The sequence below is a fragment of the Latilactobacillus sakei genome, from assembly GCA_002953655.1.
GTDB lineage: Bacteria > Bacillota > Bacilli > Lactobacillales > Lactobacillaceae > Latilactobacillus > Latilactobacillus sakei_A.
Window position 1 is genome coordinate 1,050,993 of the sequence record CP025839.1, and the last position, 13,656, is coordinate 1,064,648.

Annotated in this window: 15 protein-coding genes; 9 read left to right on the top strand and 6 right to left on the bottom strand. The window is 43.8% G+C overall.

The features are described from left to right. Positions 1-6: 6 nt before the first annotated feature. Complete coding sequence (locus C0213_05240) at positions 7-726, bottom strand: hypothetical protein (protein AUX11837.1); 720 nt, start codon at positions 724-726, stop codon at positions 7-9. 141 nt (positions 727-867) lie between these two features. Then, positions 868-1,692: an alpha/beta hydrolase gene (locus tag C0213_05245; protein ID AUX11838.1), complete on the bottom strand. Its 825-nt coding sequence runs from the start codon at positions 1,690-1,692 to the stop codon at positions 868-870. A 198-nt stretch (positions 1,693-1,890) separates the two neighbouring features. On the opposite strand from C0213_05245, the gene aroE reads away from it, so the two are divergent. The 5 genes from aroE (at position 1,891) to C0213_05270 (ending at position 6,118) form a co-directional block, all read left to right on the top strand. Beyond that, a complete protein-coding gene (gene aroE / locus C0213_05250; GenBank protein ID AUX11839.1) occupies positions 1,891-2,763 on the top strand; it encodes a shikimate dehydrogenase in 873 nt (290 codons plus the stop codon). Then, on the top strand, positions 2,760-3,755 hold the full coding sequence (gene aroF, locus C0213_05255) for a 3-deoxy-7-phosphoheptulonate synthase (GenBank protein ID AUX11840.1): 996 nt from the start codon (positions 2,760-2,762) through the stop codon (positions 3,753-3,755). The genes aroE and aroF overlap by 4 nt, the downstream gene beginning before the upstream one ends. Positions 3,756-3,757: 2 nt before the next feature. Next, a complete protein-coding gene (gene aroB, locus C0213_05260) occupies positions 3,758-4,825 on the top strand; it encodes a 3-dehydroquinate synthase (GenBank protein ID AUX11841.1) in 1,068 nt (355 codons plus the stop codon). 77 nt (positions 4,826-4,902) lie between these two features. Next, positions 4,903-5,433, top strand: coding sequence for a shikimate kinase (locus C0213_05265; protein ID AUX11842.1), 531 nt, complete (start codon positions 4,903-4,905; stop codon positions 5,431-5,433). An 85-nt stretch (positions 5,434-5,518) separates the two neighbouring features. Beyond that, entirely contained in the window at positions 5,519-6,118 is a 600-nt protein-coding gene (locus C0213_05270) for a superoxide dismutase (GenBank protein AUX11843.1), read from the top strand. A gap of 146 nt (positions 6,119-6,264) precedes the next feature. On the opposite strand, the gene C0213_05275 is transcribed toward C0213_05270, so the two are convergent. Next, positions 6,265-7,701 (bottom strand): dipeptidase, encoded by a 1,437-nt coding sequence (locus tag C0213_05275; GenBank protein ID AUX11844.1) that lies wholly within the window; start codon positions 7,699-7,701, stop codon positions 6,265-6,267. A 132-nt stretch (positions 7,702-7,833) separates the two neighbouring features. Here C0213_05275 and C0213_05280 point away from each other — a divergent pair, with 132 nt between their 5' ends. After that, the gene (locus C0213_05280) at positions 7,834-8,022 is read left to right on the top strand and encodes a tautomerase (GenBank protein AUX11845.1); all 189 of its coding nucleotides are present in this window, start codon (positions 7,834-7,836) and stop codon (positions 8,020-8,022) included. 279 nt (positions 8,023-8,301) lie between these two features. On the opposite strand, the gene C0213_05285 is transcribed toward C0213_05280, so the two are convergent. Then, a complete protein-coding gene (locus C0213_05285; protein ID AUX11846.1) occupies positions 8,302-9,108 on the bottom strand; it encodes an HAD family hydrolase in 807 nt (268 codons plus the stop codon). Positions 9,109-9,242: 134 nt separating this feature from the next. On the opposite strand from C0213_05285, the gene C0213_05290 reads away from it, so the two are divergent. From C0213_05290 to C0213_05300, 3 genes are all read left to right on the top strand, one after another. Then, positions 9,243-9,590 (top strand): aromatic ring hydroxylase, encoded by a 348-nt coding sequence (locus tag C0213_05290; GenBank protein ID AUX11847.1) that lies wholly within the window; start codon positions 9,243-9,245, stop codon positions 9,588-9,590. Between the two features lie 79 nt (positions 9,591-9,669). Continuing rightward, positions 9,670-10,455: an SAM-dependent methyltransferase gene (locus C0213_05295; GenBank protein AUX11848.1), complete on the top strand. Its 786-nt coding sequence runs from the start codon at positions 9,670-9,672 to the stop codon at positions 10,453-10,455. Between the two features lie 22 nt (positions 10,456-10,477). Next, positions 10,478-11,443, top strand: a complete 966-nt coding sequence (locus C0213_05300; GenBank protein ID AUX11849.1) for a hypothetical protein — start codon at positions 10,478-10,480, stop codon at positions 11,441-11,443. Between the two features lie 43 nt (positions 11,444-11,486). Here C0213_05300 and C0213_05305 read toward each other — a convergent pair whose 3' ends face one another. Both C0213_05305 and C0213_05310 read right to left on the bottom strand, forming a co-directional pair. After that, positions 11,487-12,536, bottom strand: coding sequence for a type 2 isopentenyl-diphosphate Delta-isomerase (locus C0213_05305; protein AUX11850.1), 1,050 nt, complete (start codon positions 12,534-12,536; stop codon positions 11,487-11,489). 12 nt (positions 12,537-12,548) lie between these two features. Then, positions 12,549-13,652 carry a phosphomevalonate kinase gene (locus C0213_05310; GenBank protein AUX11851.1) on the bottom strand — a complete coding sequence of 368 codons (1,104 nt, stop codon included), beginning with the start codon at positions 13,650-13,652 and terminating at the stop codon, positions 12,549-12,551. Positions 13,653-13,656: the final 4 nt, after the last annotated feature.

Consider the following 13,656-nt stretch of genomic DNA (forward strand, 5'->3'; position numbering starts at 1 on the left):
ACTTTCTTAAAGAGATTGATCGATGTGGTTGACAAGGTATTGCCCGTCAACTTGTTTAAATTCCCAGATTTCGCTGAAACGCTCGATATAAGTTGCTTCACGGCGTTTTTCATTATCTGCGTCTGATAAGCGGTCATTAGTAAAATAATCGCGCATTTGAGCCGTTACGAGGACTTTACGGACGTTGGGATTGTCCGACAAGATCAATTCCTCTGAAATGATGGTCAGACTTTCCAATTGATTGTGTTCATGTTGACGCTGATAGCGATTTAAAATGCGTTGTTGTTGTCGTTGGAAACGGGGCGTCATTAACGGTGCGACCAAACTGAGATCATTAGTCGTCCAAGCGGCTTCGATTTGGTAAAAGCACTCTTCAAAACGTTCGCGGGTTGCATCGTCAATGGTGACGGTTCGCGCTAGTGCCCGTTCATGACGCCGCGCCAGCCATTCACGTTTCTTGCGGATAATCATCAAGAATGCTGATACGATAAAAAAGATTGCAAAAACGAAGTTATTGAGAAAACTACGGGGCCCGTAGTAACCCCGACGACCATCATAATAGTTCGTCGTTCTGTCGGTGGTCGTGCTTGTACTGCTACCAAACGAACCACTAGCAGTTGAACCACCGCTACCCCCTGAGGCCCCACCAGCTCTTGCATAGGTAGTTGTTGGGGCTAGACAGATGAGACTTACTAATAAGAGATAACCAATAATCACTTTTTTCATATTTGACCTCGCTATTAAATAACATTAGTCACTATTTTAGAGGAATTGATGTGATTAGGCAATTTAAAGATTAATAAAGTTTAAGCTAACGTAAAAAAGAGTTGGGATAAAATCCCAACTCTTTTTTAATCGTCTAGTTTTTTAACGATGAGCAATATCAATTTCTGCAAGCCAAGTTAGCGCAAGTGGGAGCCACTGTGCGACTGGTTCGTTAATGTCTTGCGGTTTACCAGGGCGTTGCGTCACTTTATTGGCCAAAGATAAGCCGTGAACCCCATCGCTAAATAAATGGTACTCAGTTGTAATGTTTAAACGATTTAATTCAGTGACGTACAGCAATGAATTGATGGCTGGTACGAGTTCATCAGTTGCGGTTTGCCATACGAAACAAGGTTTGGCCCACTTGGTTAATGTATCCTGCGCGTGCCAGAGACGTTGATCGGTTGTAATCCGGTCTTTTTCACTTTCTTCTTTGGGAAAGCCAGCGTCTAAGTCAATCACTGGATAACTTAAAATAACAGCGGCATGGTGCCCGCGATAACAATCGAGTTGGTATTGTGCGTTGAGCTCAGGGTTAGTGGCGATACCGTTAAAAGTAGCCACTAGATGCCCACCAGCCGAGAATCCAACGAGTACGATCCGTTCGGGATCGACTTTTTGCACTTCTGATTGATCTGTAATCCACTCGATCGTTTTAGCGAGCTGTTGGAGCGCTGTGGGGTAAACCGTTTGGTTAGGTTCGATGAGTTGATAAGGTAAGACAACCGCGTGACAACTTTCAGCCAATGCCTTTAAGACAATTGGTTCTGTTTCGCGCGCTGAATGGTATCTGAAACCACCACCTGGACAGATGATCACGACCGGTTGATAGCGGGTGTTGTTAAAATCTTGATTAGAATCTAGCCAGTAGGCTGTAACTTGAAAGTCCTGGTGATTCGTTGAGAGTGTTTGATTCATAATTTGCATAGATGACAGCCTTTCCGTCTGAATAAGCGAAGCGCTTTCAGTTGATGCTTTTATTTTACTTTAAATAAATAACACCTGTCAATACGATAGCGTAAATATATTTCAGGCTATGAACAATATTACTGGTATGAATGTTCCTAAAAACGACTTTAAAAAGCCGATTATTTAAAGTATGATAGTTGCTAGAGGAAAAATGCAATGATATCAGGTTATACAGCACTTTATGGCTTGATTGCGCACCCAGCGCAACATAGCTTATCACCCTTTATTCATAATACCGGTTTTCACCAAATTCAAATGGACGCGCGTTATGCCGTTTTCGATAGTCAGGCGACACCAACAGCAATCGTCAGCGCAATTAAAACGCTTGGCATTCGGGGCGTCAACCTATCGATGCCTTATAAGCAATCGCTAGTGCCACTAGTGGACGATTTAACGCCCACGGCTAAATTAGTAGGGGCCATCAATACCATTAAAAACGAAGCTGGTCGCTTAACGGCTACCAATACTGATGGCGATGGTTTTTGGCGGGCGCTGCAAAAAGCACACCCCCAGCGCCGATATCGTTCTGTCGTTATGCTAGGTGCTGGTGGGGCGGCCCTAGCGGTAATTGAGGCAGCAGCACGATATGATGTGCAGCAGATGACCGTCTTTAAACGTACTAATGCGACTTATGATTCAGTTGCCCAACGACTGGCTCAAATCAGCATTGCCCATAGACTACAGATCACCGTTGAACCGTACGATGACCAGTTAGCCTTGGCAAACGCCTTGCAAAATGCTGATTGTTTAATTAATGCAACCAATATTGGCATGACCGCAACGCCGGGTAATCCCTTACCAATTAACTTACTGCAATATTTGCCCGAAGATAGCCTCGTCGCAGATCTAATTTACGCACCGCGAGAGACAGCCTTTTTAAAAGCAGCCAAAAAGGCGCATTTAAAAACGCAAAATGGTCTGGGCATGTTGATCGAACAGGCAGCCTTGAGTTTTGAATTTTGGACAAACCAACCAATGGCGACAACACCAATTTACCAACATCTAACTGGAGGCAATGATGCATCATGATTATTCAATTTAAGACAACAACGAGCGAAACACTGATCCAAGATTTTTGTGAACGACAACGCCAAGCTGGTGTCGTCGTTTATCAATCAGCACAACACGTCGCATTGATTGGACTTAAGAAAGTGACATTAAGCACCGGAGAACAAGCCGCTGTTGCGTCCATGACAACTGCTGAACCAAGTTATGTTTTAAGTAGTCGATTATTCCAACCTGAAAACACAGTGATTCAATTACCACACAGTACGATTGGTGGCGAGCAGTTCACGATGATGGCCGGGCCTTGTTCGGTGGAATCAGCTGACCATATCTTAGCGATGGCTAAAGTGGCCAAGGAAGGTGGCGCAACTTTACTGCGTGGGGGCGCCTATAAGCCACGGACTTCACCTTACTCATTCCAAGGAATGGGCGAAGCCGGGCTTAAAGCACTCCGCCAAGCAGCCGATGCAACGGGGATGGATGTCATTACAGAAGTCATGGACGAAACCCATGTCGCCCTAATTGCGCAGTACACGGACGTCTTTCAAATTGGGGCCCGGAATATGCAAAACTTTTCATTATTAAAAGCCGTTGGGCAGACGAATATTCCGGTCGCTTTAAAACGCGGTTTAGCAGCCACAGTTGATGATCTATTAAATGCTGCCGAGTATATCGCAGCCAACGGTAATCAACAGATTATGCTCTTAGAGCGTGGTATTCGGACTTTTGATAATCAATATACGCGTAACACATTTGATTTAAACGCAGTTCCAGTCCTTCAAAAATTATCCCACTATCCAGTGATCGTTGATCCAAGTCATGCGACGGGGGAATGGGACTTGGTGACACCAATGGCCAGAGCCGGCGTGGCAACTGGTGCCAGTGGGATGATGGTTGAAATTCATGATCATCCTGAAGTCGCCTTTTCCGATGGCCCACAAGCGTTGAAACCCGCGACCTATTTGGAAATGTGTCGCCAGGTCTGGGCAATTGATCAATTGATGCGGACGTGGTAAAAATGCCAACTATTTCGGTTAATTTAACGACGCAAGAATATCAAATTAAAATTGAAACTGGCTTAGCGACTGCAATCGGGCATGAGGTTCAACAAGTGTGGTCTGCACGTAAAATTGCATTGGTCACAGATACGAATGTCGGCCCATTGTATCAAACACAAATTACGGAGCAATTAACGCAAGCCGGTTTTCAGGTCACTGTTCTTACCGTCCCGGCCGGCGAATCCGCTAAGTCTCTCGAACAAGCGATGATTCTTTATCAGGCTTTGGTAACGGCCAACTTTAATCGCAGTGATGGTTTGATTGCCCTTGGTGGCGGAGTGGTTGGTGATTTGACGGGCTTTGTCGCCTCAACTTATATGCGCGGTTTACCATTTATTCAAATCCCCACTTCCTTATTGGCGCAAGTCGATAGTAGCGTCGGTGGCAAAACCGCGCTTGATTTACCGGCGGGAAAAAATTTAGTCGGGACTTTTTATCAACCGGGCCTCGTTTTAATTGATCCGCAAATGCTCGAGACATTACCGCAACGGCAGTTAGTCACTGGTTACGCTGAAGTGGTCAAAGTAGCGGCTTTAGTCGGTGCCGATTTTTGGAACCTCGTTCAACAAATCGCATCGCCGACTGCAATTTTGGATAAAGCACCAGAACTGATTACGCGTAGTATTGCCTATAAAGCACAGATTGTGATGGCGGATGTCCAAGAGAGTGGTCAACGACGGTTGTTGAATTTCGGTCATACAATTGGCCATGCTGTTGAGTCTTTGGCAAACGGTGAGCTAACGCATGGCGAAGCAGTTAGTATCGGGTTAGTTGCGATGAGCCGCCTTTTCGAACAACCGACTCAAATTGCGGCCCAACTACAAACCGTGCTGGAACGGGTTGGCTTACCGGTCACGCACCCGTTATTACAATCACCTGCATTATTTGAGAAAATTGCGCATGACAAGAAGAATCAAGGCGCTCTGATTAACATCGTTTATTTAAAAGCAATCGGACAGCCGACGATTTTACAACTACCATTAACCCAATTTAGTGCCCAATTAAAGATGAAACGGCGCTCGTTTTAGAAAATACTGGTAACCGGCAGGCAGATACTTTACAATTAGACTAGATTGAAACTGATTTACAGGGGTTGATTCACTAGATGCAGTTAATTTTAATTGGGTTTATGGGTTCTGGTAAAACAACCATTGCGCGTAAAGTCGCACATCATTTCAAGAGCGATTGGATTGATTTGGACAAATACATCATGCAGGAACAACAGATGACAATTAATGAAATTTTTGCCGTTAAAGGTCAATCCGCGTTTCGACAGATGGAATTTGAAGCACTTGCAAAATTGATTCAAGAAGATGTCGTCATTGCAACCGGTGGCGGGGTGGTTGATGACGCACAGACGCGCTATCTACTAGAACAAAGTGGCATCCCCATCTTTTACTTAAATGGGAGTTATGAGGCGCATTGGCGCCGCGTTTCGCGCAATGATCGCCGACCATTGGTCAATCAACTTGGCCACGATGGTTTACGCGAATTATATCACGAACGACGTCCTAAATATTATCGTTTGGCAGACTATACAATCTTCTTCCAACATAAAACACCAAACATGATGTTGACGGAAATTGAAGGTCAATTGCCGCGGATTCAAAAAAAACTGGCTAAGCGACATACTTAGCCAGTTTTTTGATGGGAAAAAGCATATCATTCGCTTTTTGAGAACGTTTACAGGTATGATGTAAGGAGAAAGAGGAGGGATACCCATGACTTTTAAATTACCAGCATTACCGTATGAGTATGTTGCTTTAGAACCATATATCGACTCCGAAACAATGCATCTGCATCATGATAAGCATCATAAGACTTATGTGACGAAGTTAAACGCGGCCTTGGCAAAACACCCCGATTTAGCTAGTAAATCGCTCCATGACTTATTAACACATATTGATGATCTTCCTGAGTCACTACAGACACCGGTCCGCAATAACGCAGGGGGCCACGCTAACCATAGCTTTTTCTGGCGGATTCTCACTGAAAATGCCCCACTGATGCCAACGGGTGAATTATTAGAAAAAATCGAAGCCCGGTTTGGTAAATTTAAAGACTTTCAAGCGGAATTCAATAAGGCCGCACTAGGCGTTTTTGGTTCTGGTTGGGCATGGTTAGTCGTTGATCATGATGGTGAACTGCAGATCATGACCACTCCTAACCAAGATTCACCAATTATGAGTGGTAATCGCCCATTGATCGGCCTCGATGTTTGGGAACATGCTTATTATTTGAAATATCAGAATAATCGCATTGACTATATCGAGAACTTTTGGAAAATAATTAATTGGCCGCTTGTGGCGGAATTAATCTAAGCAGTGGCCAATAGATGACAACAACCGGAGTGGTTTCGTGCGTTTCCGCTGGGCGGTTGTCATTTTTTTATAGATAATCAAAAAGAGCTGGGACAAAATTTTGTCCCAGCTCTTTTTTGAATATCCGATAACACACTTTTTTTATTTTAGAGATTACTATCCGTTGTAAAGTTCAATGGTGAGAGGTTCGCACTGTCCGTAATGAGCTTAGCGGTGAGGCGTTCCATTTCGTATTGGGCAAGTTGGGCGGCTTTAGCAGAACCTTTGGTCATCAACATCGTCCGTTGGTGTGCATCGGTTTCAGCTGCAACAAGCTTGTCAGTAGCAACGATATTTTGCACCATCAAACTGTTGATGTGTTTTTGGGTTTGTTCTAAGTCTTTAGCAAACTTAGCGTAGTGCGCATCGACTAGAATACCAGCTAATTTATAGGTCCAATAAATTGAGTCTTTCGAGTAATCTTTTGTCCCTTTTTGGTAGTTGACTGGGACATCATCAGCACCGGCGTAAAATGGCACGTAGACGCTCTGTGCAGTCACCCCCATCGCTAACCAGTGGATACCGCTGACATCAACAGGGCGGTTAGGGCGCATTTGAAGAATATGTGATTCTTGTGTCTTCGCTAAACTAATTGGGCGGAAAGCATGTTTTTCTTGTGGTGTGCCGTGACCAATTGGATCGTAGACGGTCCCTTCATAGTGCGAGCCTAGAATTTGCGCGACATCTTCAACTTGAATGGGGGCATCAGGTTGGCGTAAGAAGGGCAGGTTAAAGTCTTGTGGTTGTTGTTCAACAGACGGTGTTAACAATTTTTGGCCGTACCAAACCCGTGGTGTGTTGTAAACGAGGTCACTTTGATCTTGTGTCCCAAAGATGTTGCGGAAATTAAACGGTGTACCAGCTTGCCAGAGGTGGTTATCACGAGCAAAGTCTTGAAGTCCCTCAGAAGTCATGAAGGCCTCTGGTTGGTCAAAATCAACTTCTTGAATGGCGAGTTGGTTGGCCACGACAGCGTAACTATCATCAGGAATTCGTTGCGCGACCCAGTGATGACCACTACCGATTTCTAGGTACCACACTTCATCAACGTCTGAGAAAAGGATACCGTTACTTTCGGTGGTGCCGTATTCACTGACAATCGCACCTAATCGTGCCACCCCTTCGCGGGCCGTTTTCACGTATGGTAAAACCACAGTGATCATGGCTTCTTCAGCAATGCCGTTATCGATGTAGGGATCGAAGCCGAGCACGCGACTATTGCTATAGGCACTTTCGGTCCCACTCATAGCTACGCCATATTCATTGATACCATCTTCTTCGAATAAGCCGTATTCATCAGTCCATTCGGGGGTTGCGGTATATTTAGCGGCTTCTAGTGGTAGATCAAGCGTAAAGCCGGTGTCTTTTGAAACAAAGTGAGGAGCTTTCGTTAATTGTTGGTGGGGATGAATCACCATGTGTTTAGGCCAAGCAGCTTGGCTATCTTCGTTCCGGGCGATTAAGGTCGAGCCATCTGCGCTCGCTTTTTTACCAACCAGAACACTGGTACAGGCGGTTAATTGACGATAAAGGGGTTCACTCATAATAATGCCTCCAAATAAATTCGATATTAATGCTCATTATACAATCTTTTAGGGGAAAACACAGCAATTACCGTTGCCCAATTGCGCTAAAACAGGCATAATAATAGTATTCGAAAAAAGGAGGCTATTATTATGCCATTAGTACACATCGATCTGATTGCTGGTCGTAGTCAAGCACAATTAAAACAACTTTGTGCTGACGTGACCGAAGCAATCTCAAAAAACACAGGGGCCCCTGCAGAACACGTGCATGTTGTCTTAAATGAAATGCAACCAGACCGTTACTCAGTAGGCGGCGTTTTAAAAAGCGACGAAAAATAAAGTGCGACGTCAGATGGTCATACGCTGAGGATTAGTCTAATACCGTGAATGAGCGGCGTAGCCGATCGTTTGCGGTATGTAACTAACCGGAAGCGTATATCTGACGGAGCACGTTTAGAGTGCGTTTAAAGCGATTTGACTCTGAGCATTAGCACAGTGTTGCGAATGATCGACAAAGTCGATTGTTTGCAATACGAAACTAAGCACAAGAGTCAGCTTTAAAAAGCACGTTTCAGCCATCAAAAAAGCGATTCGACTAAACTGTCGAATCGCTTTTTGTTAGCCCATTTTAAAATATTGGCGTAAATAATTCGCCACACCATCTTGTGCGTTGGTTAGTGGGGTAATATCATCTGCGATTGCTTTGACTGGTGCGATCGCATTTTGCATCGCCACCCCAGTGCCGGCATAGGCCAACATGTCTAAGTCATTACTTTCATCACCAAAGGCGATAATGTCGGCTTGATCAATTTGGTAATGATTTGCTAAGCGTTCAAGACCCGTTGTCTTTTGGATGCCGTGGTGCACAATTTCTAAGACGCTGGCGGGGCCACCCCATGTATTAACGGAAACTTGGGGGAATTGGCGTAAAATTTCAGCCCGTAAAGCAGCTTGGTCCTCGCGTTCGACAAAGACCGTTACAGCTGCTGGATCTTGTTGCAGTGATTCCCGCGTTAGGATTTCATCTGATTTGAGCGTTGCTGGGAAAAATGAAAAAGTATTGCTGTAAGCTTGATCAGCTAAAAACATTGTTTTTCCTTCAGCAGCAATCATCTGAATTTTAAAACGTTCTTTTAATTGGAAGAGGCTAAAAACGACGTCCTTATTAATGGTATATTGATATTCGTCGGACCAATTTTGCCCAGGAATATGCATGAGGGCGCCGTTAAAATTGACCATCGGTGAAGTGAGTCCTAATTGATGATAGAAAGGTTCACTCAAGCGATTAGGCCGACCAGTCACAATGCTGACAATGTGGCCAGCTGATTGTAGTTGGGTGAGTGTTTCTTGTGTTTTAAGTGAAATTTTAGCTTCTGGATTTAAAGTCGTGCCATCCAGGTCTAGAGCGATTAATTTTTGGTGCATCATAGGGCCTCCTCTAAAGGGTACTTAAGCTATCATTCTAGGGATAAACGATTCAATTGTCAATCAACCTGTATTGTATCTAAAGCGGTTAAACAGTATAATAAAGCTATTGAAATAGCGTAGGAGGCAGTCAGATGGCAGATGAAGAAATGAACACGCAACAAGACGATTCAGCAATCGAAGATTTAAAAGAACGGATTTTAGCGGCGCTAGAAACCGTCATTGATCCTGAATTGGGGATTGATATTGTTAATCTAGGCCTTGTCTACGGTCTTAACCTAGATGAAAAGGGCCTATGTACAATCGATATGACGTTGACAACGATGGGCTGTCCTTTAACAGACGTCTTAACGGATTCAATTCATCAAGCACTTGCAAAGGTCCCAGAGGTCAAAGATGTGAAGGTTAATCTCGTTTGGTATCCGGCTTGGGACACCAGTAAGATGTCACGGTATGCACGAATTGCCTTAGGGATTCGTTAATCCGATTCGTATGAGCCGCCTCCTTTAACTTGAATGAGGCGGTTTTTTATGTTATTTAGTCTAAGAAATGAGTGGAATAATGACCCAAGAAACCTACCTAGCACAGTTAAAGCAAAGTGCCATCTTTTTTAAAAAGATACCGCAACTGACGGCACAGTTTCAAGCGATTGAAGCAAGTTTAGTACGCTTACAGCAAAAACAGTTACCACAACACAATCTCCCAGTGCTCGGGATTGACGAATCACTCTATCTAACGTTATTATTGGCAGCAGAGCAGGGCCAGTTCAAGGCGGTCTCTTCACAGCAATTACAAGCACAAATTCAAAAGACGGACCATTTACTTCGGAATTATCGCCAATATTTGCAAAATCAATTCGGTATGTGGGCTTATATTAGTCAGGATTTAACGGATAGTCTGGTGCAACAGTTTCCTAATTGGCGTTTTTTGGAAATCATGGCCGGTAACGGCTATCTGAGCGCCGGTTTAAAGGCGGCAGGTGCTCGGCAGGTTATTTGTACGGATAGTTTGGCCTGGACGAGCGAAAACCAAACAGGACGCCAATTATTGACGCAAGTAGCTCCCCTCGATGCACAAGCAGCGATTGAACAATATGGTAATCAAGTGGATGCCGTGTTAATGTCGTGGTCGCCCAATGGTGTGCCGATTGATTTGGCTGTCTTAAATCAACTGCGACAATTAGAAAAGGGACCCGTGCTTTTGTGTTTGGGTGAGCGCTATGGTGCCACGAATAGTACTGAGTTCTGGGATGCCGCTCATTTTCATAATGATCAACGCTTATCGCGAGTTAATCGCTATTTACGGCCATTTGATTTAATGCGTGATCGGTTTTATTGGATTCAATAACGTATCAAGGAGGAATCAGCGTTTGCGTTTAAAAAAATTAGTGCTTGATGTGCTATTTGTCGGGGTAGTCGTCTTAGGACTACTTGTCATTAGTCAGCGAGCCAAATCGATGTACAGTGAACGACTTAATCATAATAGTTTATCGCAAAAGGCGGTTATCTTTAAGACGAAAAGTCACCAATCGATTCAATCAACGATCCAAGCGATTGATCAGACAAAACTCAATAATTTTCAAGTGCAATTCAATGTTAATAATCATTTATCGTATGTTTATGCCAAGGGTAAACAAGCTAATGTGCCGCTTAAAGACGGCCGCTTCTTCTCAAATTATGATTTCAAATCACGAATTCCGGTAGTGGTCGTTGGCCAATCACGGGTCAACGAACTCTATCAACCAGCTAGTCAAGCGTATTATCAAACTAAGAATCGTTACTTGTCAGTAATTGGCGTTGTGGGTACCAATCAGACCACTTCGCTCGACCAACACGTCTTTATTTCGGCTTCACCAGAGTTCGTCTTGAACAACCGCGCCTTAAACCAGGTAACCGTGTTAGTCGATGATCAACAAATCGGGGCGCATCTTAAAGAATATCAAAAAATCTTTAAGACCAAATCAATTTCCAATTTAACGCCTAAGAACACGCCGATTATTGGGGTCAACTGGTTACGAGAAAATGGAACGGCGGCAATCATCTTGGTCTTATTAATCATGGTTGCTGGGGTGCTTAGTCATTTATTTGCACAATTAGTCAATGGCTATCACGCTCAAAAGAATTTAACCGCTAGTCTTTACCGTAAATATAGCGGAGGGCAAACGCAAATTTTCGCGGTGCATCTTTTAAGTATGACACTGATTGGTTTTATTATCGGCAGTTGGTTCTTCTACTTAACCCACTTGGGCCTTATCTTCAGTGGGTTAGTGGTAGTGGACTTGATTTTAATTGCTTATTTTTACTTTAGAATGACCCGCCTTAAATCAGCGCACTAAAAAAGCAAGTTAGTTGTGAGACAACTGACTTGCTTTTTTGTATTTAGAATGATAAATGCCGTTCGTTTAAATAATGTCGTAAATTAGGGCTTAAAATCATTGGAACTGATTGGAGTGCTGTTAAGTTTGCTGCACCCAACATCGCCATAATCGCTTGAATTTGAGCTTGCCAAGCTAATAATTGTTCGGCAGTTTCAGTAGGCCCCGTTTTGAGTAGCATGTGTAAAATCTGACCTGAAATCCCAACGGCCGAAGCGCCAAGCCGTAATGCTTTGACGATATCTAGTGGGTTACGAATCCCACCAGAGGCTAAAATCGTTAATTCATTTTGGAAGGCCTGTGATTCAAAAAGTGATTCAACCGTTGATTGACCCCAATCACTGAGATAATCATAAGCTTTGTCTCGGCGGCGTTCATTTTCGATTGTGACAAAGTTAGTGCCACCTTTTCCGGAAACATCGATATTGGTGACCCCAACACTTTGCAATTTAGCAATCGTTTCGGCACTCATTCCAAAGCCGACTTCCTTAATAATTACGGGGACATCTAAGTTGGCGACGATTTCGCCAATCTGGTCGAGCCAATAGAATTCACGATCGCCTTCTGGCATTACCACTTCTTGCGCGGTATTAACGTGGATCTCGAGGGCATTGGCTTGGGTCATGGCCACCGCTTTTTGCGCCACTGCTAAATCATTACCAGCACCGATATTAGCGAGGATGAAACCGGCTGGATTAAACTCACGGATGACACTAAATGTATCAACAAGTGTCGGGTCTTTAATGGCTACGGATTGTGATCCGGTCGCCATTGGTAACCCTGTAATCTGTGCCACTTGCGCTAATTGGGCATTTAGTTTTTTAGTTTGTTGGCTTCCGCCAGTCATCCCGTTAATGTAAAAGGGGCTTTGCCAAGTGGTCCCAGCAAATTGGGTACTGATATCAACGTCGGCAATGGCTATTTCAGGTAAACTTTGATGGATAAAACGAAGCCCGTCAAAATCATTTTGACGATCTTCTTGATGAAATTTTTCTGCTAAAAAGACATGTTCATCTTTACGATGCGATTGGATGGATTGTTTTGGTCTCACCATGTTGGTCAACTCCTAATCTACAAGGTGAACGGCAAGGTTTAACCGTTCGATTTGATTATCACGCCATTTTTCAAAGAGTGACGTTGTATCAATTGCCCGATCAATAATCACAATTCCACAATCACCGCCACCAGCACCAGATGTTTTAGCAGCACCGCCAGCTTCTTCAGCAAGGGCGCCCATTTTCTGGAGCACGGGGGTTTCAATTGCGACGTGACTAAAATCAGCCAATTCTTGTAATAGTGCGCGATTGTGGCGCAATTCAGTTTGGATTTGTTGTAAGTTGTTAGCTCGGAATCCAGCAACCATTTCTTCTAAGCAGGCTTTGCTAGCCTTTAAAAAGTTTTGGTAGTCGGCTTGGCGTTCCGTTTTTGCCAGGGCGATTTTATCAACCAAATGAGACGTTGAAGCAGGAGAGCCAGTCCAACCAATCAAGAGGGATAATTCAGCAGGCGGTGTCAATAACTCGATTGATAATGATGGCCAAGGAATCGCCAATAATTCGTTAAGCGTCATCGTTGGTCTAGTCTCTGCCAACCATTGCTTGTCAAAAGAGCGATAGGCAATCCAACCACCGTAAACGCTAGCTGCAATATCCCCTAAAGAACCGTTGCCTTGTACATCAAGATGGGCAATCGCCGCGAGTTTATAGAGTTGGTCGTTAGTTAATTCGAGTTCGTAAAAAGCACAGAGGGCTTTGACTGTCGCCACTGTGACGGCTGCCGAACTACCAAGACCGTATTTTTTACCATCAGCTGAGTCTAAATCGCTGTTAACCCGTAGATGATAGATGCTTAATTTTTTACCCGCTTGGCGGGCATATTGTTCCGTTAATTTAATGGCGGATAAAATATAATGAAAGGGATTATCACGGTTATCAAAAACCATTTCATCACCTTGTCGTTGCCAATATAAAGAATTTTCTTGGTATTGTTTTGAAACAATACTGCCGTATTCTTGACTCTCTTCAATTGAAACTGTTACAAATTGATTCAAAGCCACAATAATAGCCGGAAAACCAGTTTCTACTACTGCGTATTCGCCAGCAATATACAGCTTTCCGGGTGCTTTAGCCGTTATCAAACCATCAGAACCTTTCACATTTAACTTATTCATTATG

Excerpts from the sequence above, each read along its gene's own strand:
- aroF (AUX11840.1), top strand. The coding sequence starts at position 2,760 with ATGATTATTCAATTTAAGACAACAACGAGCGAAACACTGATCCAAGAT.
- C0213_05280 (AUX11845.1), top strand. The coding sequence starts at position 7,834 with ATGCCATTAGTACACATCGATCTGATTGCTGGTCGTAGTCAAGCACAA.
- C0213_05310 (AUX11851.1), bottom strand. The coding sequence starts at position 13,652 with ATGAATAAGTTAAATGTGAAAGGTTCTGATGGTTTGATAACGGCTAAA.
- aroB (AUX11841.1), top strand. The coding sequence starts at position 3,758 with ATGCCAACTATTTCGGTTAATTTAACGACGCAAGAATATCAAATTAAA.
- C0213_05270 (AUX11843.1), top strand. The coding sequence starts at position 5,519 with ATGACTTTTAAATTACCAGCATTACCGTATGAGTATGTTGCTTTAGAA.
- C0213_05290 (AUX11847.1), top strand. The coding sequence starts at position 9,243 with ATGGCAGATGAAGAAATGAACACGCAACAAGACGATTCAGCAATCGAA.
- C0213_05295 (AUX11848.1), top strand. The coding sequence starts at position 9,670 with ATGACCCAAGAAACCTACCTAGCACAGTTAAAGCAAAGTGCCATCTTT.
- aroE (AUX11839.1), top strand. The coding sequence starts at position 1,891 with ATGATATCAGGTTATACAGCACTTTATGGCTTGATTGCGCACCCAGCG.
- C0213_05305 (AUX11850.1), bottom strand. The coding sequence starts at position 12,536 with ATGGTGAGACCAAAACAATCCATCCAATCGCATCGTAAAGATGAACAT.
- C0213_05285 (AUX11846.1), bottom strand. The coding sequence starts at position 9,108 with ATGCACCAAAAATTAATCGCTCTAGACCTGGATGGCACGACTTTAAAT.
- C0213_05245 (AUX11838.1), bottom strand. The coding sequence starts at position 1,692 with ATGCAAATTATGAATCAAACACTCTCAACGAATCACCAGGACTTTCAA.
- C0213_05265 (AUX11842.1), top strand. The coding sequence starts at position 4,903 with ATGCAGTTAATTTTAATTGGGTTTATGGGTTCTGGTAAAACAACCATT.
- C0213_05275 (AUX11844.1), bottom strand. The coding sequence starts at position 7,701 with ATGAGTGAACCCCTTTATCGTCAATTAACCGCCTGTACCAGTGTTCTG.
- C0213_05240 (AUX11837.1), bottom strand. The coding sequence starts at position 726 with ATGAAAAAAGTGATTATTGGTTATCTCTTATTAGTAAGTCTCATCTGT.